The organism is Anabaena sp. UHCC 0451 (assembly GCF_034931405.1).
GTDB lineage: Bacteria > Cyanobacteriota > Cyanobacteriia > Cyanobacteriales > Nostocaceae > RDYJ01.
The window spans coordinates 192,548-217,183 of sequence record NZ_JAYGHA010000002.1; the positions used below are offsets into that span (position 1 = coordinate 192,548).

At 37.0% G+C, this 24,636-nt stretch carries 19 protein-coding genes; 4 read left to right on the forward strand and 15 right to left on the reverse strand.

Features of this window, described 5'->3' with window-relative positions:
- Positions 1-53 precede the first annotated feature (53 nt).
- The 11 genes from VB694_RS02350 to VB694_RS02400 all read right to left on the reverse strand — a co-directional run bounded on the left by VB694_RS02350 (position 54) and on the right by VB694_RS02400 (position 13,633).
- The gene (locus tag VB694_RS02350; protein WP_323358701.1) at positions 54-1,154 is read right to left on the reverse strand and encodes a glycosyltransferase; all 1,101 of its coding nucleotides are present in this window, start codon (positions 1,152-1,154) and stop codon (positions 54-56) included.
- A gap of 673 nt (positions 1,155-1,827) precedes the next feature.
- Positions 1,828-3,141 carry an NAD(P)H-dependent oxidoreductase gene (locus tag VB694_RS02355; RefSeq protein WP_323358702.1) on the reverse strand — a complete coding sequence of 438 codons (1,314 nt, stop codon included), beginning with the start codon at positions 3,139-3,141 and terminating at the stop codon, positions 1,828-1,830.
- 2 nt (positions 3,142-3,143) lie between these two features.
- Positions 3,144-3,689, reverse strand: a complete 546-nt coding sequence (gene rfbC, locus VB694_RS02360) for a dTDP-4-dehydrorhamnose 3,5-epimerase (RefSeq protein WP_323358703.1) — start codon at positions 3,687-3,689, stop codon at positions 3,144-3,146.
- Between the two features lie 70 nt (positions 3,690-3,759).
- Positions 3,760-4,599, reverse strand: a complete 840-nt coding sequence (locus VB694_RS02365) for a phytanoyl-CoA dioxygenase (RefSeq protein ID WP_323358704.1) — start codon at positions 4,597-4,599, stop codon at positions 3,760-3,762.
- 19 nt (positions 4,600-4,618) lie between these two features.
- Positions 4,619-5,629 carry a glycosyltransferase family 2 protein gene (locus VB694_RS02370; RefSeq protein ID WP_323358705.1) on the reverse strand — a complete coding sequence of 337 codons (1,011 nt, stop codon included), beginning with the start codon at positions 5,627-5,629 and terminating at the stop codon, positions 4,619-4,621.
- A 141-nt stretch (positions 5,630-5,770) separates the two neighbouring features.
- Positions 5,771-6,796: an SDR family oxidoreductase gene (locus tag VB694_RS02375; protein WP_323358706.1), complete on the reverse strand. Its 1,026-nt coding sequence runs from the start codon at positions 6,794-6,796 to the stop codon at positions 5,771-5,773.
- A gap of 116 nt (positions 6,797-6,912) precedes the next feature.
- On the reverse strand, positions 6,913-8,124 hold the full coding sequence (lhgO, locus tag VB694_RS02380; RefSeq protein WP_323358707.1) for an L-2-hydroxyglutarate oxidase: 1,212 nt from the start codon (positions 8,122-8,124) through the stop codon (positions 6,913-6,915).
- A gap of 37 nt (positions 8,125-8,161) precedes the next feature.
- Positions 8,162-8,935 carry a glucose-1-phosphate cytidylyltransferase gene (rfbF, locus tag VB694_RS02385; RefSeq protein ID WP_323358708.1) on the reverse strand — a complete coding sequence of 258 codons (774 nt, stop codon included), beginning with the start codon at positions 8,933-8,935 and terminating at the stop codon, positions 8,162-8,164.
- 714 nt (positions 8,936-9,649) lie between these two features.
- On the reverse strand, positions 9,650-11,845 hold the full coding sequence (locus VB694_RS02390; RefSeq protein WP_323358709.1) for a tetratricopeptide repeat protein: 2,196 nt from the start codon (positions 11,843-11,845) through the stop codon (positions 9,650-9,652).
- A gap of 152 nt (positions 11,846-11,997) precedes the next feature.
- Positions 11,998-12,777, reverse strand: a complete 780-nt coding sequence (locus tag VB694_RS02395) for a PP2C family serine/threonine-protein phosphatase (protein WP_323358710.1) — start codon at positions 12,775-12,777, stop codon at positions 11,998-12,000.
- A gap of 181 nt (positions 12,778-12,958) precedes the next feature.
- Entirely contained in the window at positions 12,959-13,633 is a 675-nt protein-coding gene (locus VB694_RS02400; protein ID WP_323358711.1) for a vWA domain-containing protein, read from the reverse strand.
- 636 nt (positions 13,634-14,269) lie between these two features.
- Here VB694_RS02400 and VB694_RS02405 point away from each other — a divergent pair.
- Together VB694_RS02405 and VB694_RS02410 are read left to right on the forward strand one after the other, a co-directional pair.
- Complete coding sequence (locus VB694_RS02405) at positions 14,270-15,637, forward strand: response regulator (protein ID WP_323358712.1); 1,368 nt, start codon at positions 14,270-14,272, stop codon at positions 15,635-15,637.
- Positions 15,638-15,817: 180 nt separating this feature from the next.
- The gene (locus VB694_RS02410) at positions 15,818-17,095 is read left to right on the forward strand and encodes an ABC transporter ATP-binding protein (protein WP_323358713.1); all 1,278 of its coding nucleotides are present in this window, start codon (positions 15,818-15,820) and stop codon (positions 17,093-17,095) included.
- A 266-nt stretch (positions 17,096-17,361) separates the two neighbouring features.
- On the opposite strand, the gene VB694_RS02415 is transcribed toward VB694_RS02410, so the two are convergent.
- Positions 17,362-17,748: a HetP family heterocyst commitment protein gene (locus tag VB694_RS02415; RefSeq protein WP_323358714.1), complete on the reverse strand. Its 387-nt coding sequence runs from the start codon at positions 17,746-17,748 to the stop codon at positions 17,362-17,364.
- A gap of 297 nt (positions 17,749-18,045) precedes the next feature.
- The gene (locus VB694_RS02420; protein WP_323358715.1) at positions 18,046-18,618 is read right to left on the reverse strand and encodes a hypothetical protein; all 573 of its coding nucleotides are present in this window, start codon (positions 18,616-18,618) and stop codon (positions 18,046-18,048) included.
- A gap of 1,250 nt (positions 18,619-19,868) precedes the next feature.
- On the opposite strand from VB694_RS02420, the gene VB694_RS02425 reads away from it, so the two are divergent.
- The gene (locus VB694_RS02425; RefSeq protein WP_323358716.1) at positions 19,869-20,045 is read left to right on the forward strand and encodes a hypothetical protein; all 177 of its coding nucleotides are present in this window, start codon (positions 19,869-19,871) and stop codon (positions 20,043-20,045) included.
- A 632-nt stretch (positions 20,046-20,677) separates the two neighbouring features.
- Here the strand turns inward: VB694_RS02425 and VB694_RS02430 are convergent.
- Positions 20,678-23,059 (reverse strand): GH116 family glycosyl hydrolase, encoded by a 2,382-nt coding sequence (locus VB694_RS02430; RefSeq protein WP_323358717.1) that lies wholly within the window; start codon positions 23,057-23,059, stop codon positions 20,678-20,680.
- 162 nt (positions 23,060-23,221) lie between these two features.
- Between VB694_RS02430 and VB694_RS02435 the strand changes: the two genes are divergently transcribed.
- Positions 23,222-23,743, forward strand: coding sequence for a DUF29 family protein (locus VB694_RS02435; RefSeq protein ID WP_323358718.1), 522 nt, complete (start codon positions 23,222-23,224; stop codon positions 23,741-23,743).
- A gap of 21 nt (positions 23,744-23,764) precedes the next feature.
- On the opposite strand, the gene VB694_RS02440 is transcribed toward VB694_RS02435, so the two are convergent.
- A complete protein-coding gene (locus tag VB694_RS02440) occupies positions 23,765-24,568 on the reverse strand; it encodes a formylglycine-generating enzyme family protein (RefSeq protein ID WP_323358719.1) in 804 nt (267 codons plus the stop codon).
- Positions 24,569-24,636: the final 68 nt, after the last annotated feature.

Consider the following 24,636-nt stretch of genomic DNA (forward strand, 5'->3'; position numbering starts at 1 on the left):
CTCTGGGAGACGCTATGCGTAGTTTATTTCCCCGTAGGGGTAAGGTCAAAACGTTAAATAAATGAGTGATGTACACCTGAAGCTTGTACTAGAATTTCCTCAACCTTACTAAAGAATGCTTGTTCTGAAAAATTATTAACAGCATGATTACGAATACTTTCGTAATTCCAAGATATTCCTCTAGCTTCTAGTAATGCAGCTTGTAGAGAATCCGGTGTTTGTCTCTTAAAAAAAACTCCGGTTTTACCAGGTATTTGAGTATCTAATACTCCACCGGCACCATAAGCAATAACTGGAGTTCCACTAGCATTTGCTTCTACTGGAACTAATCCATAATCTTCTAAAGCTGCAACAATAATGGACTTAGCTCTAGAAAATAAGTCTTTACGTTTACTATCACTAACATGGCCTAAGAATTCAATATTTCCTAATGCCTTGGATTTTAACCGTTCTAGTTCGGGTCCGTCACCTGATATTAATAAATGCCACCCTAACCAATTAAAAGCCTCGACTATGATATCAAGACGTTTATAACTTATCATCCGCGCCGATGCCAAGTAGTAATCCTGTTTGGTATCAGAAAAAACAAAGTTGTTGGTATCAATTGGATAGTTAATCACAATTGCTTGTTTACCATAAATTTTTTGAATGCGCCGGCCAACAACGCTGGAATTAGCAATGTAGAGGTCTGGTTCTTGAGAATATTTCAGGTCTACATTTCTCATCATTTCAAATATTCTTTCGATTAGGGGTGCAAAAAAGCGATAGTCTCCATACTCCCGTAAATAAGTTTCTGTATCCCATAAAAAGCGAGTAACATTATGACAGAAACAAATGTGTCTTGCTTGTGGTTTTTTACGTACTGCTTTCGCAAAACTTGTGCTACTACTAATAATTAAATCATAGTCTTGTAAATCTAAGGCTCGAAAGGCAGGAAAGTACAGGGGAGCTATTAAGCGAAAATACTTGGCTGCACCGGGAAGGTTTTGTAAAAAAGTTGTTCTAACTATACGTTCACCCAAATCAATTGTTTTTTGTGGATCATATAAGGATGTGAAAATGTCGGCTTCGGGGTAGCGTTTACAAAGCAATTCAAACACTCGCTCTGCCCCACCGCGCTGGGTTAAGTAATCATGGACGAGAGCAATTTTCATGGATGATGCCTTACATAGAAGTGTTGACTAAATTAGATGCTGTTTCATCAGGTTGTACAGATATTAATAATTTCTCTGTTTATAGCAGTATTATGTCTGTACTAAACCTGTCTTTAGATAGTTACATATTGGAAATTAAGTTAGGCAAATATGCGATAACTTTGCTTACTATAGCTATCACACGCCAGATTTAATTCACTCAAAAACTACATTTTTGTAGATTAAATTACATGGCTAAAATAGCCCTTTGTTGTGATAGTCATGATTACAACCAGACAGATGTAAAAATACCATTGTTAATCGGCGATAAATCTTTGTTCTAGATATATTGATATTTTGCTTTTGGTTTTTTTTGACTAAGTAGATACTACTGAATAAACCTTTAATGAGTAGCTGTAAACTAGAAGTGGAAACAGAATATCAGGTAAATTCGTCTTTATTTGCTTGTCTTGAACAGAAAGATAAATTTTTGCCAAATTGGTAAAGTTTTTAAACCCCCTAAGAAGGGGGCTAAATTTCAGTTTTAGTGTAAGAATTCAGGTAAGGCGATAAGATCCCCGACTTCTTTTATTTATTTTGCCCATAAATGATAAATTGATCTGCTGAAGTCGGGGATCTGGATATGACCAATTGCTATAACTGAATACTGACGTTTTAGTTGTTAATTTTTACCCTATTTTACACCTACTAAAGTTTTAGCTGGAGCAAAATAAGCTGTTTGTTCGGATCGCAATTTGTCGCAAAGTCTACCTTCAGGTAATTCCACATCATCGTAGGTCAGGACTTGATCTTTATCAATATCACGCTTTAAGCGACATCCTTCTGCTATCCCCATTGGTAGTAAATTTTGTTGTTGGACAATTTCTGAGTTCTCACATTGTCCATAGGTCATATAATAACCGATGCCATCAAGAGTTTCTCCAGCTTTTAAATCAATTTTGGCAGTAGCGACAACATCAACAATTGAACCAGCTATAGGAGCAAGCACAGCATCATGAAATAGCACTGCACGCGCTACAGAAAGGGGAACTTCAAAATGACAAAGATGATAGGGAGTATAGAAACTATAAAGAGGTCCTTCACCTAGTTTATAAAGATTGAGATAATGACGTTGTTTGGGGTCTTCATGGGTAGCAAAAACAAACACTCCTGGTCCCGGTTTTGTGCCAACTACATAATCAACAATGCCACCTAATTCTTTAAGTTGATCAACATCATACATTTTGGTCATTTCGTCAACATGACCTGTATATTCGTAGCCCAACATTCCCCTTTTTGCTACTTTCATTCCTGTGCCATTGGCAACTATTGCTTGTTCAAAAGAAATTTTTGTACCATCAGCAAAACTTGTCACCATGGCGGGATTTTGACCCCAGCGTTGAGCAAAACCAGCTTGGGTGGTGGGGTTGCGGTAGGGGTCTTGTAAACCTTTGATATTTCCACACAATAAGGGGGTTAAACCGATGCTTTTCACAAAGCGATATAGGTTCATTTCTACCCCTGGTTGATCACCATCACAAGCTGTTAAAATGACTCCAGCGCGGTCTGCATAAACTTTAAGAATAGGTCCTATTGTGCCATCAAGTTCTGCATTCATGAGAATGACGTGCTTTTGATGGGCGATCGCTCTCATCACTAAATGAGCAGCATATTCAATTGTACCTGTGACCTCAATAATCGCATCTATGCCATCAGCTTCACACAGCAACATGGCATCTTCGGTGATTGCACATTTACCTTGAATCAGTGCATCTTCTAAATCAATTACACTAGAAACAATATTGCAATCCTCAATTCCTGCTTCTAAATAAGCTCTTTTAGCTCCATCAATGTGACGGTTAGAAATAGCAACCAATTCCATTCCTGGCACAGAATTGATAATTTGATTGGCAATACCCCGACCCATAAAACCAGCACCAATCATTGCTACTTTTACAGGTTTACCTAATGCAGCACGAGCTTGTAAGGCTTGATCAACAATAATCATGATTAAACTCCTATTAAAATAGATTCTAGTAAAGGCCAATTGCGGTCTTTATCAGACATTTCAGTTGCAGCTAAAGGCCAAGAAATTTCTAAAAGTGGATCATCATAACGTAAACCACGTTCATAACCAGGAGTGTAAAATTCACCCACTTGATAAACAACTTCTGCACCATCTGTTAATGCTTGATAACCATGAGCAAACATTTCTGGTACATATAAAGCGCGGCGATTTTCCGCAGTTAGTTCTATACCAATATGCGACAGATAAGTTGGAGATTCAGGACGCATATCCACAATTACGTCATAAATTGCTCCTTGAGTACAACGAATTAATTTTGTTTCTGCTGCTGGGAGAATTTGATAGTGCATTCCCCGCATTGTTCCTTTTTTATGATTAAAAGATAAGTTACATTGAGCAACTGTTGGCTTTAAACCATGTTCAGCAAATTCTTGAGCGCAGAATGTCCGCGCAAAGAAACCACGATGATCTGGTTTTTCTTCTAAGTCGATAATAAAAGCACCAGGGAGTTTAGTTTGAGTAAAAATCATGATTTTTAGGGGAATAAATGACAGTTGATATAAAAGCGGTTTTACCAATTACCAATTACCAATTACCAATTTATATGGTTTCAGAGATTAATTGTGGAGTTGGTTTGATAAAGGTATCATCATGATATTGTGTACAAAGCTCTGGTCTTTTCGGTGGGTTAGCTGTGTACACAAAAAATAATGTTGACCGTTCTTCTGTTCTCACAGTACCGTGATGTAAAACATTTCTTGGATCTACAAAAATCACAGTTCCAGCTTTTCCTGGACAAGATTTCCAAGCTGATTTAGAAATTATTTTCTTCATTTTTTCATCGTTGATTCCTAAATAATTAGACTGCCAAAGTGCATAATCAACTTGATAATATTTCCACCAGTCTACAAGATTATCAGGTAGAGGTATATATTCAAAAGAACCATGTTTTTCTGTCACATCATTTAAATAGATAATGACTTTAATCATGCGCCGATCTTCAGAATCTTTATGCCATAGCAGTGTTTGTAATTGCTGCTCATTGGGGAAGTCTTTCCGTACATGAACACCATGAAAAGCTATAGGTAATCTGATATAGTGTTCTATGATATTTTGCAGCCGTTTTTCAATTCCCCAAGTAAAGAATTCAGGTAAATCTGTAACTGTATAAATTTGGGGTAATTTATACCCTGATTCAATATTTCTGGGATTTTTCATCATTGCTGCATAATTTTTAGCACTATCTAACATTTGTGCAGTTGATGGTAATCCTAAGTTCTCTAAGGAAGTAATGTAAACACCTTCTTTTTTTAAAGTTTGGGCAATTAATTGATCTTCATTAGATAATATAGGTAAATTTTTTCTGTGTTGGACTAGCGATACTTGATAATCTAACTCAGAAATTATGGTATCAATTTTGTCATTAAGAGTTGCAATCATAGCAATTATCCTTCCTTTTTTATCCTCTATTCCGACGGACAATTTGGTTTGAAGGCTGATGAGATTCGGCAATTTTAACTTCGGGAGCAGCCATGACTTCAACAGCAGAAATACCCACTATAGCCAAAAAAGGAACTACTGTTTGAATAGCAGAAACTGGCCATCTTCTCAAAGCACCTAAGAAAACTTTCAAATTAACTTGTTGGAAGTTATGTACCATCATTTGGGCATAAAATCGCTGAGAATATCCTGCATTTTCTTGTAGCTTAAAAATTACTTCTGGAATGTGTTTATATTGCATTAATAGCGCAGATTTTGGCTCTTTTTGCCAATAACTAACACCAACAATACATTCTAAATAGATATCTTTGCTGACAATTACTTTGCCATTAGCAGCACAATAACCGGCTAAATATGCTAAAGAAATCCAATTATTAATAGCATCTGGCCAAATTTTTAGAGCCTGTTTAACTAAATCAGTTCTGTATATTGAAGCTGATAAGAAAATGACTGCACCAACACTTTTAGAAAAACAATATTCAAATATTTCTTTACCATCGCTTTTGCCATCTTCACTATCAACATCAAACCAACGATTACCAACTATTGTCGGTGGATGAACTGGTTCACCAGTGATTTTATTTTTACCAGAAAAATTGAGAAATAATAATGATAATTCTTGATATTTTTTGATTTTATCTATTACATAAGTAATAGCTTGATCTTGAATTGGATCATCATCGCCAATTGTCCAAACATATTTTGTGGTCGCGGAACTTAGGCAATAAATGATATTTTTCATTACGCCTAAATTTTCAATATTTCTGTTACATTTGAAAGTAATATTCTTGAGAATGGCTTGCCATTTTCTGATAATTTCTTGAGTGTTATCACTAGAACAATTATCAGAAACTAATATTTCGCAATCAGATTCATAACCTTTAATAGCTTTAGACAACCACTCTAATTGCTGATCTAATAAATCTGCACGATTATAAGTAGGAATAGCAATGGTCAGTAATTTGTTCATAGGGTGACTGATATAAACCAATCAAGTTATAAGTGAATAAATTAAACATTTGGGATAAAAGGCATATCAATAATGCCGGATTAAAAGCAGTATAAAGAATTTGCTTTTACTGCTTTTAATTAATATTTACATTCTGGAAAATTATTTAGTCCAAAAGAAATCTCTATCAATTTGTTGAGTACGAATCAGGTACTCTAATTGCTTTAATCTTGTGAACCCTCTAAACAAAAAAGTATCTTCAGTCATATCAATCTGATTAAATAAATCAAATAACTGTTGAGCGCCAAGTTGAGCATTCCAATCACACTTAAATCCTGGCAAAATTGTGTTGATTTTCTCAAAAGATACTCGATAGCTGCGGTTATCTGAACCGTTATTACCAAAAGTTAATTTACAACCGGGGAAGGTATCAGCAATAATTTCGGCGATTTCTTTAACGCGATAGTTATTCTGTGTATCTCCCACATTAAAAACTTGATTGTGGATAATATCTCTGGGTGCTTCTAAAGCACAAACAATGGCTTTGCAAATATCCAAAGCATGAACTAATGGCCGCCAAGGTGTACCATCGCTGGTCATTTTAATTTCTTTAGTAGTCCATGCTAATCCGGCTAAATTGTTTAAAACAATATCAAATCTCATTCTGGGAGAAGCACCAAAAGCGGTAGCATTTCGCATGAAAGTAGGAGAAAAATCATCATCAGCTAATGGTTTAATATCTCTTTCTACCAATGTTTTACATTCAGCGTAAGCTGTTTGAGGATTCACAGGTGATTCTTCGGTGACATCACCTTCACTCGCAACTCCATACACACTGCATGAAGACATATAAATAAAGCGACGCACTCCCATTGTTTTCGCTAAGTTAGCTAACCGCACAGAACCTAAATGATTAATATCATAGGTAATATTGGGTGCTAATTGTCCGGTGGGATCATTAGAAAGTTCTGCTTTATGAACTATTGCATCTACACCTTCTAAATCTTCAGGAGTAATATTGCGAATATCTTTATTGAGGGTTTTAGCTGTGATGTCAGTTCCGTTATATAGCCAACCAACTTTATAAAAACCAGTATCTAATCCAATAACTTCGTGACCCCTAGCAATTAATAAAGGAGGTAATAAAGAACCTAAATATCCTTCTGTTCCTGTGACTAATATTTTCATGATTCTTAAATGTTTGAAGGGATAAAATTACGTTTTGTTTCAGATATAGAACATGACTAATTAACCGCAGATTAACGCGGATGGAATTTTCTACAAATTCCCAGTCTAAATTTGCTTTAGGCTACCAATCTTTGTAAATGTGACTGCTGAGGAATTTTGTTAATAATCGCTTTGCCAATTTCTAAAGAAGAAGTTGCTGCAGGTGAGGGTGCATTACAAACATGAATTGAGTTATCACCTTGGATGATTAAAAAATCATCTACCAATGCACCATTGTTCATTAATGCTTGGGCGCGAACTCCTGCATGGGTGGGTACTAAATCTTCGGCTTGGACTTCAGGAATGAGTTTTTGTAAACTTCTGACAAAGGCAGCTTTACTAAAGGAACGAATGATTTCTTGAATACCTTCATCGGCGTGTTTTGCTGCTAGTTTCCAGAAACCAGGATAGGTGATTACTTCTGCAAAATCTCTGAAATCAAAATCAGTTTTTTTGTAACCTTCTCGTTTGAGGCTGAGAACTGCATTTGGACCAGCATGAACGCTATGATCAATCATGCGGGTGAAGTGGACACCTAGAAACGGAAAATCTGGGTTAGGAACGGGATAAATGAGAGTTTTGACCAGATAGCGTTTTTCGGGTGTGAGTTCGTAATATTCACCCCGGAAGGGAACGATTTTAGCTTCAGGGTTAGCCTTACCTAATTTTGCAATGCGATCGCTATGCAATCCGGCACAATTGATCACAAATTTTGTTTCAAAACTACCCTGGTTAGTTTCTAATACCTGATTTTTACCACTTTTGGAGATTTGCAAAACTTTGGTATTGAGGCGTAAATCTCCCCCTTGTTGACGAATTAATTCAGCGTATTTTAAACAAACTTGCTTGTAATTAACAATTCCTGTCGAAAATACCCGAATTCCACCTACACATCTAACATGAGGCTCAATTTCTTTGACTTCTTCAGGACTAATTCTTTGTACTGCTATGCCATTATCTAAACCTCGTTGATAGAGGTTCTCTAACCGTGGTAGTTCCTGTTCTTCTGTGGCCACAATTACTTTACCACAAATGTCATGCTCAATATCATACTTTTGGCAGAATTCTACCATTGAAAGACTACCATCACGGCAAAATTTAGCTTTAAAGCTACCCGGTTTGTAGTAAATTCCTGAATGAATTACACCGCTATTATTGCCTGTTTGATGAAATGCCCATTGACTTTCTTTTTCTAATACTAGGATTCGTGCATCAGGATAGCGTGAGCCTAAAGCCATCGCTGTGGAAAGTCCCACTATTCCCCCACCAATAATCGCAAAATCGTACATTAGTAATTTTTTCCCAATCCAAAATCTAAAATTGCTATTACCAAACTTTCCAAGGAGCTTGATTATTTTTCCATAGATCCTCTAAGTAGTTTTTATCTCTTAAAGTATCCATTGGTTGCCAAAAACCGTTATGTTTGAAAGCTGATAGTTCTTGCATATCAGCTAACTTCTCTAATGGTTCTTTCTCCCAAACAGTAGTGTCATCCGTAATAAAGTTGATCACTTCAGGTTCTAGGACAAAATAACCGCCATTAATCCAAGCCCCATCGCCTTCAGGTTTTTCTCGAAAACTAGCAATTTTAGTTTGTTCTTGTCCTAAAGAAATTGCACCAAAGCGTCCCGCTGGTTGGACTGCGCTCAGTGTCGCCAGGGTTTTTTGTGATTGATGAAACTTAATTAATTCCGTGATATTGATATCACTCACACCATCACCATAAGTGAAGCAAAAAGTGTCATTACCAAGATGTTCTCTAACTCTCTTTAAGCGTCCACCTGTCATGGTATTGTCACCAGTATTGACCAAGGTCACACGCCAAGGTTCTGCATATCCAGAATGTATGCTCATTTGATTAAATCGCATATCAAAAGTTACATCTGACATATGTAAAAAGTAGTTAGCAAAATACTCTTTAATAATGTAACCTTTGTACCCGCAACAAATGATAAATTCATTAATACCATGAGCCGAGTATGTTTTCATGATATGCCAAAGAATTGGCTTACCTCCAATCTCAACCATCGGCTTAGGTCTGACACTGGTTTCTTCACTGAGGCGTGTACCAAGACCCCCAGCCAAAATTACTGCTTTCATGCAATTACCTCAAAGATTTGCCGGTAGGTGATTATTTATGTCTTTCTGGATGAAGAGGATGCACAGGAAATAGAGAAAAAGTAAGCATTCAGGAATGGAGTGATGAGATCCCCGACTTCTTTGATTATCGTGTCAATAAATTGTGAATTGATCGCAGAAGTCGGGGATCTGAGTATCAACAAGTGCTACAACTGAATACTTACGATAAAAAATCAATTTTTTCAAGAATTCAGAAGTTTGTAGAGATGTGCCGCCGGAATAAATCTAAAAGATTGTAACGCGTGTAAGATTGACAATCTCAACAATATATATTTGCTGGAAATTATCTTGATCGATAGTTACAAGCGTTATACATACTAGATTTTGAATCCTGACGATTTTTTATATGTTTTTCTCTAGAAAGAATCTAAAAACAATGTAACTGCAAAATGCTGAAAATTTATAAAGAAACGATAAATTTAAAATATTTTATCTGTAAAAAATTGATGAATATCAATAGTTAAATTGTAGTTTTATACAATAACAAAAGCAAATAATATAAATAAAATAACTAGCATTAAATATTGCTTTATTTTAGAGGTATAATTTATCCTCCAAAAAAAGCAAAAATGCCAGTTATCATAAACATCTTAACAAGCCTGAAAAAATCAGATAACTATGTATACCCATAAATAAATTGAGGGCGCTAATCTTTACTTCTTGGTTAATAGGAGTCTAAGGTTTGATGGAATCAAAAATAGTTGAACTTTGGAATAATCTGTCACATTTTTGAGATACAATTACACAAATGTTACTGAGTGCTTGTTGGTAATTATCAAGATCCTCTTGTTCCAGGTAAATTTGAGCAGATTTTTCTAAATCTTCAATAGCTCGTGCCTGGTTTTCTTTCACTTTCCCTTCCCCGTATTGGGCTAGTTCATAATGAACCATTCCCCGTTTGAGGTAAACTTTAGCCATCTGAGGATTGATATTCAAGGCTTGGTTAAAATCTACGATCGCCTGTTGATATTCTTGAGCATAATTACTGCTATATTGAGCAAATTGATAACGAGCAAGTCCACGCTGAAAGTAAGCTTCTGCTTTGGAAGTATTGAGTTTAATCGCCTCGGTAAAATCCGCAATTGATTTGCGGTATTCTTGTTGAAAATTACTACTATATTTGGCTATTTGAGAACGAACAATACCTCTTCTGATATAAGCTTCTGTGTCACGTTCATTGATGTTGATAGCATTGTTAAAGTTTTGGATAGCTTTATTATACTCTTGGTCAGGATCACTACTATAGTTAGCAAGCATATAGTAGGCATTGCCTCGATTCACAAATGCTTTGACTTCCTGGGGATTAATTTTTAAAGCTTGGTTATAGTCTGCCAATGCTCCTTGATAATCATTTAAATTGTAGCGAGCATTACCCCTATTAATATACAGTTTGGAAAATTGAGGATTTTTTTTGATACCTTGGGTAAAATTTTCAATTGCTTGCTCATAGTCTTGCTTTTGATAAGCAGTATTACCACGATCATAGTAATCTACAAAAGTAATATTTTCATCTTGGCGAATATTCTGTTCTTGACGAGACATCAAACTTTGTTGAGTGTAAGGATTTTGGGAAACAAACGGACGAGTAAATTTAATCATTACATCCAAATACCCTAATAAACCAACACCTAACAAGCAAAACATAACAGTATAAAATTTTGACTTGTTTACATTTTTGCGGGGTTGATAACCAGAAAAATTTTGAGTAACTACTGGTTGCCAGTGATGTAATGGTGATGCGAGAATAGCTGGTTTGCGTAAACGTGGATTTTGTGTATGACGTTTTCTAGATTTGCGCCGGGGTTTAAGATGTTCCTTGGCAGCGATCGCCTCCAATGATGGAAAAGGATCACGTCCACCTAACCGTGCGGTACGTTCACACCAAGGGCATTGATGCAGATGATTATGGTAAAGATGCTGGGGATTAACAGCACAAGTCACAAGATCCTCTTCAGCTGCAATCAGGGCTGATAACCAAGTTTGAGCAGCAGGACGCAAGTGGGGGTTGTGATGCCCATCCTCAAAACAACTCACAAACAACTCCTGTAAACCAGGATGAAGCATTTCCCAAGCTGGTGCTATGGGAGTAGGTAAATAGGGAACTTGTTGCTTTTGACTGTAAGTAAAATGACCAGCAACTATTCTGGCTTCATAAGTGGGTGGATCAAAAAGACCTTGAAAAATTCCTGAAAATGGGTGAGTGCCTTCCATTAATAATTGAAATATCAGCACTGCTAACCCAAATAAATCATGGGAACTATCACGATCATATTCCGCAAAAGTTTTATTTTGCAGTTCTGGTGGCGTATACTCTGGTTTACCAACTGCACAACGATAGACAATATTTTGCTCTGGATCACGAACCTGAAATGAGTCTGTATCTACTAAGGTGACTAATGCCGTATCACTAACCAAAATATTGGACTCATTCACATCACCAATGCAGTATTGACTAGTGTGTAAAGCTGCAAAAGCCGCTGCTAAATTGCGGGCAGTTCGTAATAAATACTGATAATTAAATAAAGGACAATTTTGACGACGATTGCCCGGATTATAAAAGTCCATGATCGGCCGCATTTCGCGAATACGCGGCATTAAAAAACCGATAATACTATCACTACCATCGGCTGCTTTTAATAATTCCTGTGGCCAAGCAATAGAAATATGCCCTAAATTAGCGGTGGGATTTTCTGGTGGGTTGGCAATCATGGCCTGAAGTTTCTGGACATGGGTAGGAATTGGCTTATGATAAATTTTGGCCACTAAATTTTCATCTGATGGCACTGCATAAACACAAGCTTCTCCTCCACGCCCTAAATTGACCGTGAGATTGAGAATTTCCTGCTGGGGAAAAAAACGTAGTACCTGCATATTGGAATTACGGTTAACAGTGGTTATTGAAAGGGACTGGGGATGAAAGTACAGACGACCTGAGAGCCGTTTATACGGAGTTGAAAATTGAAAAAAGCTGATTTGAAAACTGACAACCTACACCCTAAACCCTACACAATAAACATTTTCTATTAGTTGCTTAATGATGCAATTACTAAAGTTAAGTCATCATCAGTACGCTTTGTAATTTTATCGGAGCATAAAAACTTTACCAATTGCTCCTTAGCGACAATTTTATCTTCAGCATTAGCCACAAAGTCGAATAAAGGAAAAAAGAATGGTTTGTGAGGTTCACCAATCAGCATATTCAAAGCCAGCATTTGTAGTCCATCAGTAAGAACGCCGATATTTACTATGTTATGACGCAATATTTTTATTTGAGTTGTCGTTAGGGCATCAGATGATGTTAAAAATGTGGTTTCGTTAATGTATTCCCCGTGGTTAGGGATGGTAAGCGCCTGTAAGTTACCTGTACTGTCCTTGGCTACTGCTAAACCATCACCAATTTGAGCTACGGCGACAACTTTTGGGGTGGCGATCGCAATAATTAAGGTACTTGCCAAATCATCGGGCTGATGCTTGCAGACATCTGCTTCATCTTCTACTGCTTTTTTAGCGGCTAATATGCTCTCAGTTAACAAATCATGTAAAAGCCCATCCTCAGCCAGAATACTAGGGATGTTTTCGCAATCTGAAATATGCTCTATGGCTGTTTCTACAGCAATCATCGCTCCCACTTTTCCCAAGCTGGCAGAACCTGCCCCATCTGCTGCTGCTATGACTAATACATCATTTGGCAGTATCTGCCAATGGTGAGCATCTTGACACAACTGTTGGTTTTTGATATGACTGGTTCCACATACCGAAGCCGCTACTATCCGCCATTGAGAAATTTGTTTTGGTGTGTTCATAAATTTGTTTTCACAGCTATAGCAGGAACAGGTGACAGGTGACAGGTGACAGGTGACAGAGTTGAATGTCTGTTTATATATATCTTAGTTTTGTCAATGGCTAACACCACGCTACGCTATCAGTTGATTTCCTAAACACCTTAGTTGTTGCCATAACTGTTCACTGATAACTGAATAACTGTTAAACAGACCCCCAACCGATGGGTGGTAGTGCCACTTGATCGTCTACCTTGGAATGGGAGACGGCTGACATACTCGCTGATAGCCAAACAAACATTTCAATAAAGTTTAATCCTTTTAGTTTGAGGGGAGTTCGCACAGACATTTGATGCAAACGGCTCATGTTCGCATCCTCTACTCCTACAGTAAAAAATGCCACACGTTTATTTGCTTCATCTCCTTGTAGGCGCTGTACTGCTTGCTCAATGACATTATCTAGCTCACCTTGCGGTTCACCATCTGTAATCATAAATACCCAAGGACGGTAGTAAGCAATGCCGTTAGCACGATACTGGGATTTGCGTTCTTGAATTATTTCTAAGGATTTATGAATTCCCGCCCCCATTGTTGTTAACCCTTGGGCTGTTAGAATGGGTGGGTTGAATTGGTCTGCGGTGACAAAATCCTGCACAACATTGATATGACTATCAAAAGTAACAATTGCTACTTCTACCCTCCTGGCTGCCAATGAATTTTTTACCAGTTCATCCTTAAAACTCAGTAGTCCCTGATTTAATGCCTCAATCCGTTCTCCTTGCATAGAACCAGACGTATCCAGCAATAGCACGCACGGACAACGCGGTTCGGGGTTTTCTGCAAATTCTACGACTTCATCTAGTTTTAGTGTATCCAGCATAACCTTTTGTGTTATGTTATAGTCCAACGCTTTAATTTCCTTTTCTCAAAGTATATAGTTTGCCAGACTATTACGACTACAATTATGGTGTTTGGCGATAGATAGATGAAAATTCATCTATCAAATTATTCTCATCAAATTCTCTATTTCAGGAAACTTGAATTACCATATAGTTTAGTTAAAGTAAGGCAATCGGGGGTAAACATCTAGAGTAAACATTATTTATTTTGCTGCATCTATCATTTGTTTTCAACTAGTTAAGAATATAATAATATTCAATATATACATTGTTAATAATAAAAACTTAAAGATTTTATGTGGAAAATTTCTTAAACATCGACCACTCAGTAATTATCATCAATGCAGTCATTAGATAATGGACACAGTGTAAAAATGAAAACTGATAATTCGCTTTACCTTTAACATAGCAAACTAGTTGACATTCTAGTATTATTATGTAACTTACGAAGGAGTAATGGATATAGCTGACGATAGATATTTTATATTTACTAATCCATAATTAGTTGAATTAGTTGATATGGAAAGCTGAATGAGAACGACATACATATTTAATCTAATCCCGAAATTTATTCTCTCTCAATCCTAAGTCAAATTTTCCGAAAAAACTGTAAAATTATGAATAATACTGGCACATTTAACAAATTATCTCCTGAAAGTTTATTAAGACAATTAACAAATTCTTATGACACTACTTGTTTACAAGTCTGGAACAATTCAGTGTTATGGTCCATATACTTGGAACAAGGAAAAATCCTTTATGCCACTCATTCTGTTGAACCCTTTGATAGACTAGAACGGCATATTCGCCGTCTGAGTCAGCAAATTCCCCTGGTGACTAATGAGGTTCGTGTACAATTACGGATGACTTTTGAACCTGATTGGCAAACTCAGTTAAGCGAAGGTTCTCATCATTATCTCAGCCAACCGCCAGAATATCAAGCTATTCACTGGCTAATTACCCAAAAACATCTATTATCTCACCAAGCAGCATTAGTGATTCAAGAGTTAGTTAAAGAGGTGATTGAGTCTTTTTTACTGATTGGAGAAGGAACTTATGAATTAACAGCACCAGTTAATAGCTTACCTAAAATTTGCAAGCTGGATGCTGAGAATATCATGGAACGCTGCCAAAACCGCTTGCAGAATTGGCAGTCTTTCGCTCCTCAAATCTCTTCTCCCTATCAGCGTCCATACCTGTTAATTAACAGTAAATTTTATGACAAACAATTACCAGAATTGCAGCAAAATATCACTACCTGGATGAAGGGTTTTAGTTTACGTCATTTGGCAGTAATTATGAATCTGGATGAGGTGGAATTAGCTAGAACTCTATACCCACATATTCTTCAGGGTTCGATTATTTTACATCAACCAGATCCTCCATTTGATAAATTGCCTAAAACCTTTGAAGATGTTCCACTAACTCCTAGATACAACACCTTCAATATTAATGAAAAATCCTTTAATGTAGGACTATCACCATATACTACTCCTGAAGAAGACCCTGTAACTCAAGTTTCTTCACCAAAAGAAAGCCTTGAGCAAGCAAACACATTAAAATCAAATAACATACAAGCTGAGGAAGAAAACGTCAAAACTGCTACCATAACCGCTAAAAAACCCTACAAAATTATTTCTGTAGATGATAGTCCCACAATTCTTAAAGAAATTAGCCGTTATTTGGCAGATGAAAACGCTGCTGTAGTAACTATTAATGATCCAGTTAAAGCGGTAATGTCTATTATTAGACATAAGCCAGATTTGATTTTATTGGATCTGAACATGGCTGGAATTGATGGTTATGAATTATGCCGGATTATCCGTAATAATTCTATGTTTAAGGAAATTCCTATTATTTTCGTGACTGGTAATAAGGGAATTGTCGATAAGGTAAAAGCAAGAATGGTAGGAGCTTCTGGTTATTTAACTAAACCTTTTACTCGTACTGAATTGCTAAAAATGATATTTATGCACTTGGCATAAAGGTGACTGGGGACTGGGGACTGGGGACTGGTGACTGGTGACTGGTGACTGGGTTATTAACTTCCCCTACTTCCCCTACTTCCCCTACTTCCCCTACCTCCCCTACCTCCCCTACCTCCCCTACTTCCCCAATTCCCAATTCCCAATTCCCAATTCCCAATTCCCTATTCCCTGAGAACTGTGGCACAAGTTGTATTAGAAAACGTTTATAAAAGTTTCCCTCCCCGGAAGGGAGAAAGTGCGACTACCCAGCAGTCAGCACCAGCAAAGGAAGGTGCAGATAGCATGAATGTCTTACGACGCATTAATTTAACCATTACTGATGGTGAATTTATGGTGTTGGTGGGACCTTCTGGTTGTGGTAAAAGTACCTTGCTGCGGTTAATAGCAGGGTTAGAAGTGATGACTGCGGGTAATATCTGGGTAGGAGATAGCTTGATTAATGACTTACCCCCCAAAGCACGAGATATCGCCATGGTGTTTCAAAATTACGCCCTTTATCCCCACATGAGTGTTTATGACAACATTGCCTTTGGGTTACGTCGTCGATTTGGGGATGTGGAAAAAGTTGCTGCACCTGATTTTCGTAAGTGGGGAGAAAATTTGCTGGTGGGAGTAACTAAAAAACTACCCAAAGGACTGCGTTATCTTTCTGGGAAAGAACGCACCATAGAACAACAAGTGCGGAATGTTGCTCAATTATTACAAATAGAAGCTTTATTAAATCGTTTACCTAAACAGTTATCTGGAGGACAAAGACAACGAGTAGCATTAGGAAGAGCGATCGCCCGCAACCCCCAAGTATTTTTAATGGATGAACCATTATCTAACTTAGATGCTAAATTACGGGCAGAAACTCGCGCTCAAATCGTCAAATTGCAGCGCCAGTTGGGAACAACTACAATTTACGTCACCCATGATCAAACTGAAGCTATGACAATGGGCGATCGCATAGCCATTATGTCTGGTGGAAAAATTCAGCAAGTTGCCCCACCTTTAGAATTATATAATTATCCTGCTAACCGCTTTGTAGCTGAATTTATTGGTTCACCACCAATGAATTTTATCCCGGTACAATTTCACGCACCCTTATTAATTACCCATTCTGATTTTCGCTTTACCCTTCCAGAAATCTGGGGAAGTGCATTACAAAAATACGATGGAAAAACTGTAATTTTAGGTATTCGCCCAGAACACTTGATTTTAAGTGTAGCTGCAACCAAAAATTTACCAGTAAAAGTAGATTTAGTAGAGAATTTAGGAAATGATAGTTTTCTAGCTGTAAGAATATCTGACCCTGATTTAGCAACTCCAGATGGTCAAACTTTACAAGTACGAGTTCCCCCAGATAGATTCATCAGTTTGGGTGAACAACTTTGGTTATCACTGGTTTCAGAAAAACTACACTTTTTTGACCCAGAAACCGATTTAGCCATATTTCCTCAAGATCATAGATGATTTGGGGTAAGTATTCAGCTATGGCAATCTTTCATACCCAGATCCCCGACTTCACCAGATCAATTTATCATTTATGGACACAATAAATAAAAGAAGTCGGGGATCTTATGACCTTACCTGAATTCTTACGATTTGGGGAAGATGTGATTGGTAATGTTTTGGCTTTTTTTACATTTAATCCAATCACCAAAGCTGACATTTCCCCAGTCCCAAACTGAACTGATAACTTTGGATACACAGTGATTCCTAACTAACATTGTTGTCGGCTATGCCAACTTCTTCTCCCGATGGCTATTACGTACTTCTGCCTTTTGCTGACCACCAACTTCCAGATAAGCTATATCCTTAATTTTTCTACTCAAACAGCTAGGCGTTAAAGGACTATCAGACCTTTTTTCTGTTGCTGTTTTGGCAATTTTCAGATTTTCATTTGGTTGTGGGTTTGACCTACTATTCCGAGAGTTTTCTTTGATGAGTCGGTTATAAGTACGGTAAGGAATGTAATGCAGAGGATTATAACCAACAAACCGCAACATTAAAACACAAGCCCAGGAATACTTACCAGCGAGAATTGCTTCTACTACTTGGTCAAACTGTTCGGGATTGATTTTTTTATCTGGGTAGCCACTATTGCCAGCAATATCTTGATTCATGGTGAGTTTTAGTTTTATTTCAATGAAGTGAACTAGTCGCGTTTCTTTGAATGTTATTCAGTCAAGTGAAGAATTGATAAACTGCAATACTAATCGACCACACCAAGGGTTTTGGGTTGATAACACAGAAGACAATTGATATTCTTCTTACCTCTAGCTTCACCCAGAAATTTTGGTTTGGTTGATTACTATTTTGGAGACAGCTGTTGAATTAATTACAGGAATATATTGGTAATGGATTAGTAGCGAATGCTGAAAAAATAGATAAACTTTTCAACAGACACATCCAGAAATTTCTCAACTTCTCAGCGGTTCCCATAACTCCCAGTTAAAAAACCTATCCCTAAAACTGCTCTGTTGTGTTCGCTGCATCCAGATACTATGGAGCCAAGTTTTAGTTTTGGCAATTTTCGCTGCTAACTGGGTCTTTTTTTGTATGTTGGGGAGACACTGCAATAAATTAACTTTCAAAGCCAAGACTCCAGGGACTACTTTTTTTCCTCTAGCTGTAATCATCCCCAGAGTCCCAGTCATCACAGCTGTGATTTGCTTTCCTGGTGTGTAGCTGACTTGTGCAATCTTTCCTGTACACACCCAAATCATAACTATGGGCAAAAAATCTAACTTGTTCCCCCAAACTACATCAGGAAGGGCTGAAAGTTGCTTATTCTCCCAGGATGTTGACCTGTTGCTTTTATTTTTAATTACTATGTCACTACTTTGCGGTAGGACTGATAAAGTTACCGTTGGTGAAAGTACGAGACTTTCTATAATGGACACCTGACGAGGATTTAAATCAGAGAATTTTCTCCCTAAATTACCCCGTTGGTTTGATTTTTCGACTGCAATTGACCTGATGATTTGTTTCATGACCTGACCTGTGATTGAAAACCTGACTGTTTTTAATCAAGTCTGTGTACTGCTGTGATGTATTGACCCTGTTGTGCAGTTTTGTAACTTCGTGGTTGTGGTTGCTAGTAAAAACAACCGCCCTTGGTTACTTATTGACTGTGATTTTTGCTAACTAGTAAATGCAAGGTAAAAATTTACCATTTTTCTGTAATCTAGCGATTTGAGTAGATGCAGTTGTGTCCTTTTAAAATTCCACAAGCTTTAATTCAATAGATGTTACCTGGCTATTATTGTATAACTTGCAGCCGAAATTTAGTACAACTTTTCAGTAAAGTTTCATAATTTTTAATTCGGACGCGAAGATGATTCATATTGGCATCTAAAAGACTACATTCGTATTTATACTATTTTTTTTCGCCAATGTCATCTGCCACTTTGGCAGTCTTATAAGTTAAATTTACTGAATATCTCAGAATGTTCATTTAGGCATTGTGCAACTTTGATTTTTGTCCCAGTTTTATCAAAAAAATGAGGGGTAACACCCCCTATTTTATGTAACGAAAAACTTTTATCGGGTTTAATTTATCAACAAATATTACCCTTGCCTAAATTCAAAAAACCTTATAAATAAACAACTTCAGAGACTTTTAGAAAAACAAATACCTGATTTTTATAAAAATTAGCTCTAAGAGTTTAGTGATTATATATTGTTATATGTTTTTCTTGGAGGTCTGATCAGAAAATTGTTCTAGGCTACATCTATCCTCAATAGTATCAGATGAATACAGAGTAATAATTGTGTAGTAAGCAGTTAGATAATCCAGCTATTAAGTTATCGCTGATACTTTTTTATGATATACTATATTTAGCATCTTTATCACACAAAGTTAGACATAAAAAAAACACCCTGAAGCGGGTGTGTTAACAAAAAAATAAGGGGCTTAACCTGCATATAACCATATAATTAAATAGCTAAATCTAAATTAAGCGACTAAAACTATTTTGAATTTATTTAAAGATAATTTTTAGTTTTTGTGAAGTAAATCAACTCGGATCATATATGAATGATAATGATTATTTAAATTCTTTATAAATGCAAATCCAAGGAGTTAATTGTGATGAGTTTTTGTTTGGGACACTATAAAAATTTGATACTTCGGTTAAAAATCACCATTTAGTCGAGATTCAACAAACTCGATTACTTTTGACTTGCCAATTAGAAATTAAAGAGTTAGAATATAATTCCCTAAAAGCCCAACATCGTTTCTATGGGTAAGAAGGGTAAAACCACTTGTGAACCTGACTTTTTCTCAATCAAGGTTGATGAGAAAACACAATTAACACCAAAACTGCATGGTGCTGTATTTCAGACTCTGGGTAAAAGTAATTTTCCTGGTTGTGCATCTGTTGTTCATTTTTATAGTTTTCTTTTAGATGGCTGGTAGTAAATTCTTATAAACTTGTTACTACCTTCTTAATTACATTGTTTTACAGCTTAAAATCGATTGTGCTTAGTTAATAAATTCGACAATCATATATTTTTGCTGATGGAACAGGTAATGATGGCATATTTTAAACATGGATATCGGGGTTTAAAACTTTCGACTATTATCATTACTTATCTTTTCTCAGGTTTCCGGGAATAACCGGAAAATAAAAGCACATTCTTTTAGATAGATTGTTTAAACCCACAAAGATATTTATTCTCAGCAAATCTTAAGAAATTCTATGATTTTTACTTCCGTCTCATCATCTGTGATTAGTCGCAATATTAACAAGCTGGTAAAATATAGGATATAAGCATGGCTTAGGATGCTGACACCACAAGAGTTTTACCGTTCAGGAATAGGTAAAAAAATTAGTATCGGCTTAATAAAAATCAAGCTATGTATCACAACAAAAGAATGCAGTGTACATTAGCTTGACAAATTGGTGATGATAGGGAAAATGCGATTTAGTTAAGTATTTCTATTCTCTCTGTGTCTTCTGTGGTTAGTTTAAAAAAGCACTTTGACAAAAAATCGGACTTAACTGAAGCATATTGAATTATGATGTGTTTTATTTTCTTACCTTCTGTTCACAAGCATAAATAAATAGCCCAAATAGCCATTGCACGCAAATATGTACTAGCACGAAAAGTACCAGCAGCAGTAATAGCTTCTGGAGTGCGAAACTGTAAACCATTGTCGTAGATTTGTTTAACCACTGCTTCAGTCAAGCGCATAGATTCATCTTTCATCCCCATCTGTACTAAAAATGCAGCTAAACCAAAATTAATACCAGTCCAAACTTCTTGAGGATGGGTAGAATGAGGGTTTTCTGGAGAACCGTCAGGAAGGACACCATTAGCAGCACCAAACTTACCATCTTGGAACTTGAGGAAACAAGCATCATATACAGTTGTTAAAGCAGAAAGGGCGTGATTTGTGGGGATAATATCGGGTAAATTAAGTAAACGAGCGTAGAATTGCCCACATAATTGGTCAGCCATCACCACATTTGAACCGCTTTCACTATCCAAGCGGTAAAACTTCCCATTCCAAAGCTTTTCTTGATAGATTGGTTTTGCTTGACTTAACCAAGTTTGATAAATTAACCTCTGTCCCTCTGCGTCCTCTGCGCCTCTGCGGTTCGTTAAAACATCACAAATAGCAATAGCAGCCTCCAAAGCGGCCAACCACAAACCACCACAGTAAGCACTAACACCATTTAACCGCCAATCATCAAAAGTTTGATCAGGTGCGCCAGAATTTTCTGGGATACCATCTGCATCTAAATCAAATTTTTTCACATAATCGAGAGTCTGCACAATTGCGTCCCAACAATCTGCGAGAAATTCGATATCATCTGCACCAGTAAAGATAAAATCGCGGTACACTTGCAAAACAAAATCACAACCTAAATCTTTCCACAGATTGCAATCTTGATAACTGGTATAGTTAGTTTTTTCCCAGACGTGTTCATTCGGTGCGCCTAAGTCGTGGGGTGTAGCACCTGCTACTTTGCGGATGGCGTTAGGGCTTTCGGCGTTGATGGTGAGATAATAACCGATAATTCTAGTTCTATCATCACTTTGGGGAATTGCCCTAGCAAAAGCGCGAATGACAGCTTTTTCCAGTTCTGGGAATAACATCAATAACCCAAAAGAACCGTATAACCGCACATCTAAACTTTCATACCAGCGGTAATCGAGACATTCTAACACTGCAAATTGGCCGATGGGGTCTTTTTCTGTTGCTGCACTCCAGAGAGTTCCACCGCTGGTTAAGTCGTACAGTTCGTTAAATAAAGCCATTTTGAACCAGTCGGGTAAGTCTGATTTTGACAAAATGGGATTTTGCCAAGTTTGAATTTGCGATCGCCAATTTTGATATTCTTTAAGTGCAGTAGTCGCAATCTGCCAAGCATTATCACCACTACAACCAAAAAAGTCTGTATATCTGCGATAATAATTCACTCCCGCAGCAAATTCTGTGACGGGAAAATCCCAACTTAGCACAAAAGGAACTTCCAAATTTTCCCCAGGTTGCAAAGTGAAACGCACCGCAATAGCCGCACCTAAACGAGTATTTTCATCTGCGGGAGTTTCATATATATAATTAGGTAAAGAACCATTTTCAGAAAAACTTTGCCAAACATCTTCACCATTACCCACAGGATTAAATCGGGAATGATGAAATATTTCAACTTGGGGATTTTTAACGGTTGAAATACACCAAGTTCCGTCACCTTCTTGGACAGTTTCACTATTATCAACTCGACCTAAAACACAACCTAAATATTTATCATCTTCTGCTAACCAATTATAATTATTTTTGCTTTCTCCCCAACGTGGTTGATATTCATAAACAGGACTTCCATCATCTCTAACTTTTACTTCTGGAGATTTCAAAGAATTGGTAAACCAACCCACCATATTTTCCCAAGTTAGCATGATGCTAATAGTAATTGGTGCATTAGTTGGGTTGTGTGCTTTCCACAAGAAAACCGCGACAGGATAACTAGTTTCTTGATAATTATCTGCCCAAATTGGCGAAAATTGCTCACAAGTTAATTGAGTTTTTAAGACATTTTCATAAACAAACCAACTGCGGGGATAAAGTGCATGATATGTTCCTGAATTCTGTTCCTGAGACTGTGGATACCATTGCCAAGATTGCAGTGTATTATCTTCTGGACGTTGGGTAGATAATGCGTAAGCTTGTCCAGATTCAAAAACACTAAATTGACAAGCAGGAACGTTTTTAAAAGTATGTTCTCCCCCGTCAATGTGCCACAGGTTAAAATCTCCCCGTGAAGAACGTCCTATACACCCTGCACCAAAGCCACCAAGGGGCATTCCGTGCCAGGGACCATCATCAATATTACTAGGATAACGGACGGTGTAGGGCTTATCCCAGCCTAAGCCAAGGGGACGTTTCCAAGTGCAGGGGGGTATTTGGGGGTGGTGGTTTGTCATGGTTTGAGTTTCACGGGTTGACGCTTATGAAGACTAGCGCGATGTGTGATTTTTCTCAAGTCATCTCTGGTGCGTTCTTTGTGTCTCTGCGCGAAATGGAATGTTTTTGGGAATAATTTGTTATATTAAGTTTAGTTGCATTAATTTGAGGTTAATAAACAGATGACACAGGAATTAATAGACCTCAGAAATAGTATTTTAGAAAACCGTTATGCAGATGCTTTAGCCATTGTAGATGAGTTGGAGGGGATGAGTAAACAGGCGATTATTAGAAATATTCAATCTTTTGTCAAGATTTTGTTAATTCATTTGATAAAAAATCAGATAGAAAAAAGATTAACTAATTCTTGGGCGACTTCTATTCGTAATTCTGTAATGGAAATTAAAAGATTGAATCTGAAAGAAAATAAAAAATCTTATTATATTAATGCAGATGAATGGGAAATTTTGATTTTAGAGGAAGTGATAGAGGAAGCTATAGCTAATGCTAGTGAAGAGGTTTTAAATGGTGCATATAATCAATTTCAATTAGCGGAAATAGTATCTAAAACGGATTTATTACAAACTAGTTTCAAATTTTTAAATCTAACTTATGAACATTCAGCTAAAACTTTACCTAATGCTATAGCAGAAGTTTTAATTCAATTACCAGGAGGGGAAAATTGGATTAATCGTAAGGGTTAGAGGGAAAAAGGGCTACTGAATTCACGCAGCAACACACACAACCCGAAACCCGATATGGTAGCTACTGCTGGTCGCATCAATATTATGGCGAGATGCCGAACGGCAATTAGCAGGATAGGTTCGCCAAGAACCACCGCGCAACAAACGAGACTTATTATTATTAATATCTATCCATGCACTGCCATCTATAGATACTTTTTCATAACTATTGTACGAATTATCTTGACACCATTCCCAGACATTTCCGTGCATATCATATAATCCAAATTCATTGGCTATTTTAAAACTTCCTACTTCTGTTGTTTTTTCTCCATAAACTCCTTTAACTCCATTACCATAAATGTAGTTACCATCATAATTAGCTAATTCTGTTGTTATGGTTTCGCCAAAATGAAATGGTGTAGTTGTTCCGGCTCGACAAGCATATTCCCATTCCGCTTCACTGGGCAGCCTATAGGGTCTTTGAGTATGATTTGATAGTCGGTTACAAAACTCTACCGCATCATGCCAAGAAACCGATTCTACAGGGCGATTTGCTCCTTTAAAATATGAGGGGTCCAGTTTTAGTTCTTGGTTGACTTGAGGTAAAGCGGCTACTGCTTGCCATTGTGCTTGGGTTATTGGATATTTACCAAAGCAAAAGGGTTTAATGGTAACTTCATGTTGAGGTCTTTCATCGCTTGTACTTCTTAGTTCTTTTTCTAGTGAACCCATGCGAAAACTACCCCCAGGGATTAACACCATTTCTAATGCAATGCCATTTCCTAAGTTTTCTGTAAAGTATTGAGCTGTTTTTTTATGACGTTTAATAATAGTTTTTGGCATGATTTTTTGTCTGAATCAGGATTTACTGTTACTGAGCGAAGTCGAAGTACAGGATTAAAGGATTAACA

Coding starts and splice junctions, on each gene's coding strand:
- rfbF (WP_323358708.1), bottom strand. CDS start 8,935: ATGAAAGCAGTAATTTTGGCTGGGGGTCTTGGTACACGCCTCAGTGAA.
- VB694_RS02420 (WP_323358715.1), bottom strand. CDS start 18,618: ATGAAACAAATCATCAGGTCAATTGCAGTCGAAAAATCAAACCAACGG.
- VB694_RS02355 (WP_323358702.1), bottom strand. CDS start 3,141: ATGATTATTGTTGATCAAGCCTTACAAGCTCGTGCTGCATTAGGTAAA.
- VB694_RS02405 (WP_323358712.1), top strand. CDS start 14,270: ATGAATAATACTGGCACATTTAACAAATTATCTCCTGAAAGTTTATTA.
- VB694_RS02395 (WP_323358710.1), bottom strand. CDS start 12,777: ATGAACACACCAAAACAAATTTCTCAATGGCGGATAGTAGCGGCTTCG.
- VB694_RS02390 (WP_323358709.1), bottom strand. CDS start 11,845: ATGCAGGTACTACGTTTTTTTCCCCAGCAGGAAATTCTCAATCTCACG.
- VB694_RS02375 (WP_323358706.1), bottom strand. CDS start 6,796: ATGAAAATATTAGTCACAGGAACAGAAGGATATTTAGGTTCTTTATTA.
- rfbC (WP_323358703.1), bottom strand. CDS start 3,689: ATGATTTTTACTCAAACTAAACTCCCTGGTGCTTTTATTATCGACTTA.
- VB694_RS02350 (WP_323358701.1), bottom strand. CDS start 1,154: ATGAAAATTGCTCTCGTCCATGATTACTTAACCCAGCGCGGTGGGGCA.
- VB694_RS02425 (WP_323358716.1), top strand. CDS start 19,869: ATGGGTAAGAAGGGTAAAACCACTTGTGAACCTGACTTTTTCTCAATC.
- VB694_RS02400 (WP_323358711.1), bottom strand. CDS start 13,633: ATGCTGGATACACTAAAACTAGATGAAGTCGTAGAATTTGCAGAAAAC.
- VB694_RS02415 (WP_323358714.1), bottom strand. CDS start 17,748: ATGAATCAAGATATTGCTGGCAATAGTGGCTACCCAGATAAAAAAATC.
- VB694_RS02430 (WP_323358717.1), bottom strand. CDS start 23,059: ATGACAAACCACCACCCCCAAATACCCCCCTGCACTTGGAAACGTCCC.
- VB694_RS02370 (WP_323358705.1), bottom strand. CDS start 5,629: ATGAACAAATTACTGACCATTGCTATTCCTACTTATAATCGTGCAGAT.
- VB694_RS02365 (WP_323358704.1), bottom strand. CDS start 4,599: ATGATTGCAACTCTTAATGACAAAATTGATACCATAATTTCTGAGTTA.
- lhgO (WP_323358707.1), bottom strand. CDS start 8,124: ATGTACGATTTTGCGATTATTGGTGGGGGAATAGTGGGACTTTCCACA.
- VB694_RS02435 (WP_323358718.1), top strand. CDS start 23,222: ATGACACAGGAATTAATAGACCTCAGAAATAGTATTTTAGAAAACCGT.
- VB694_RS02440 (WP_323358719.1), bottom strand. CDS start 24,568: ATGCCAAAAACTATTATTAAACGTCATAAAAAAACAGCTCAATACTTT.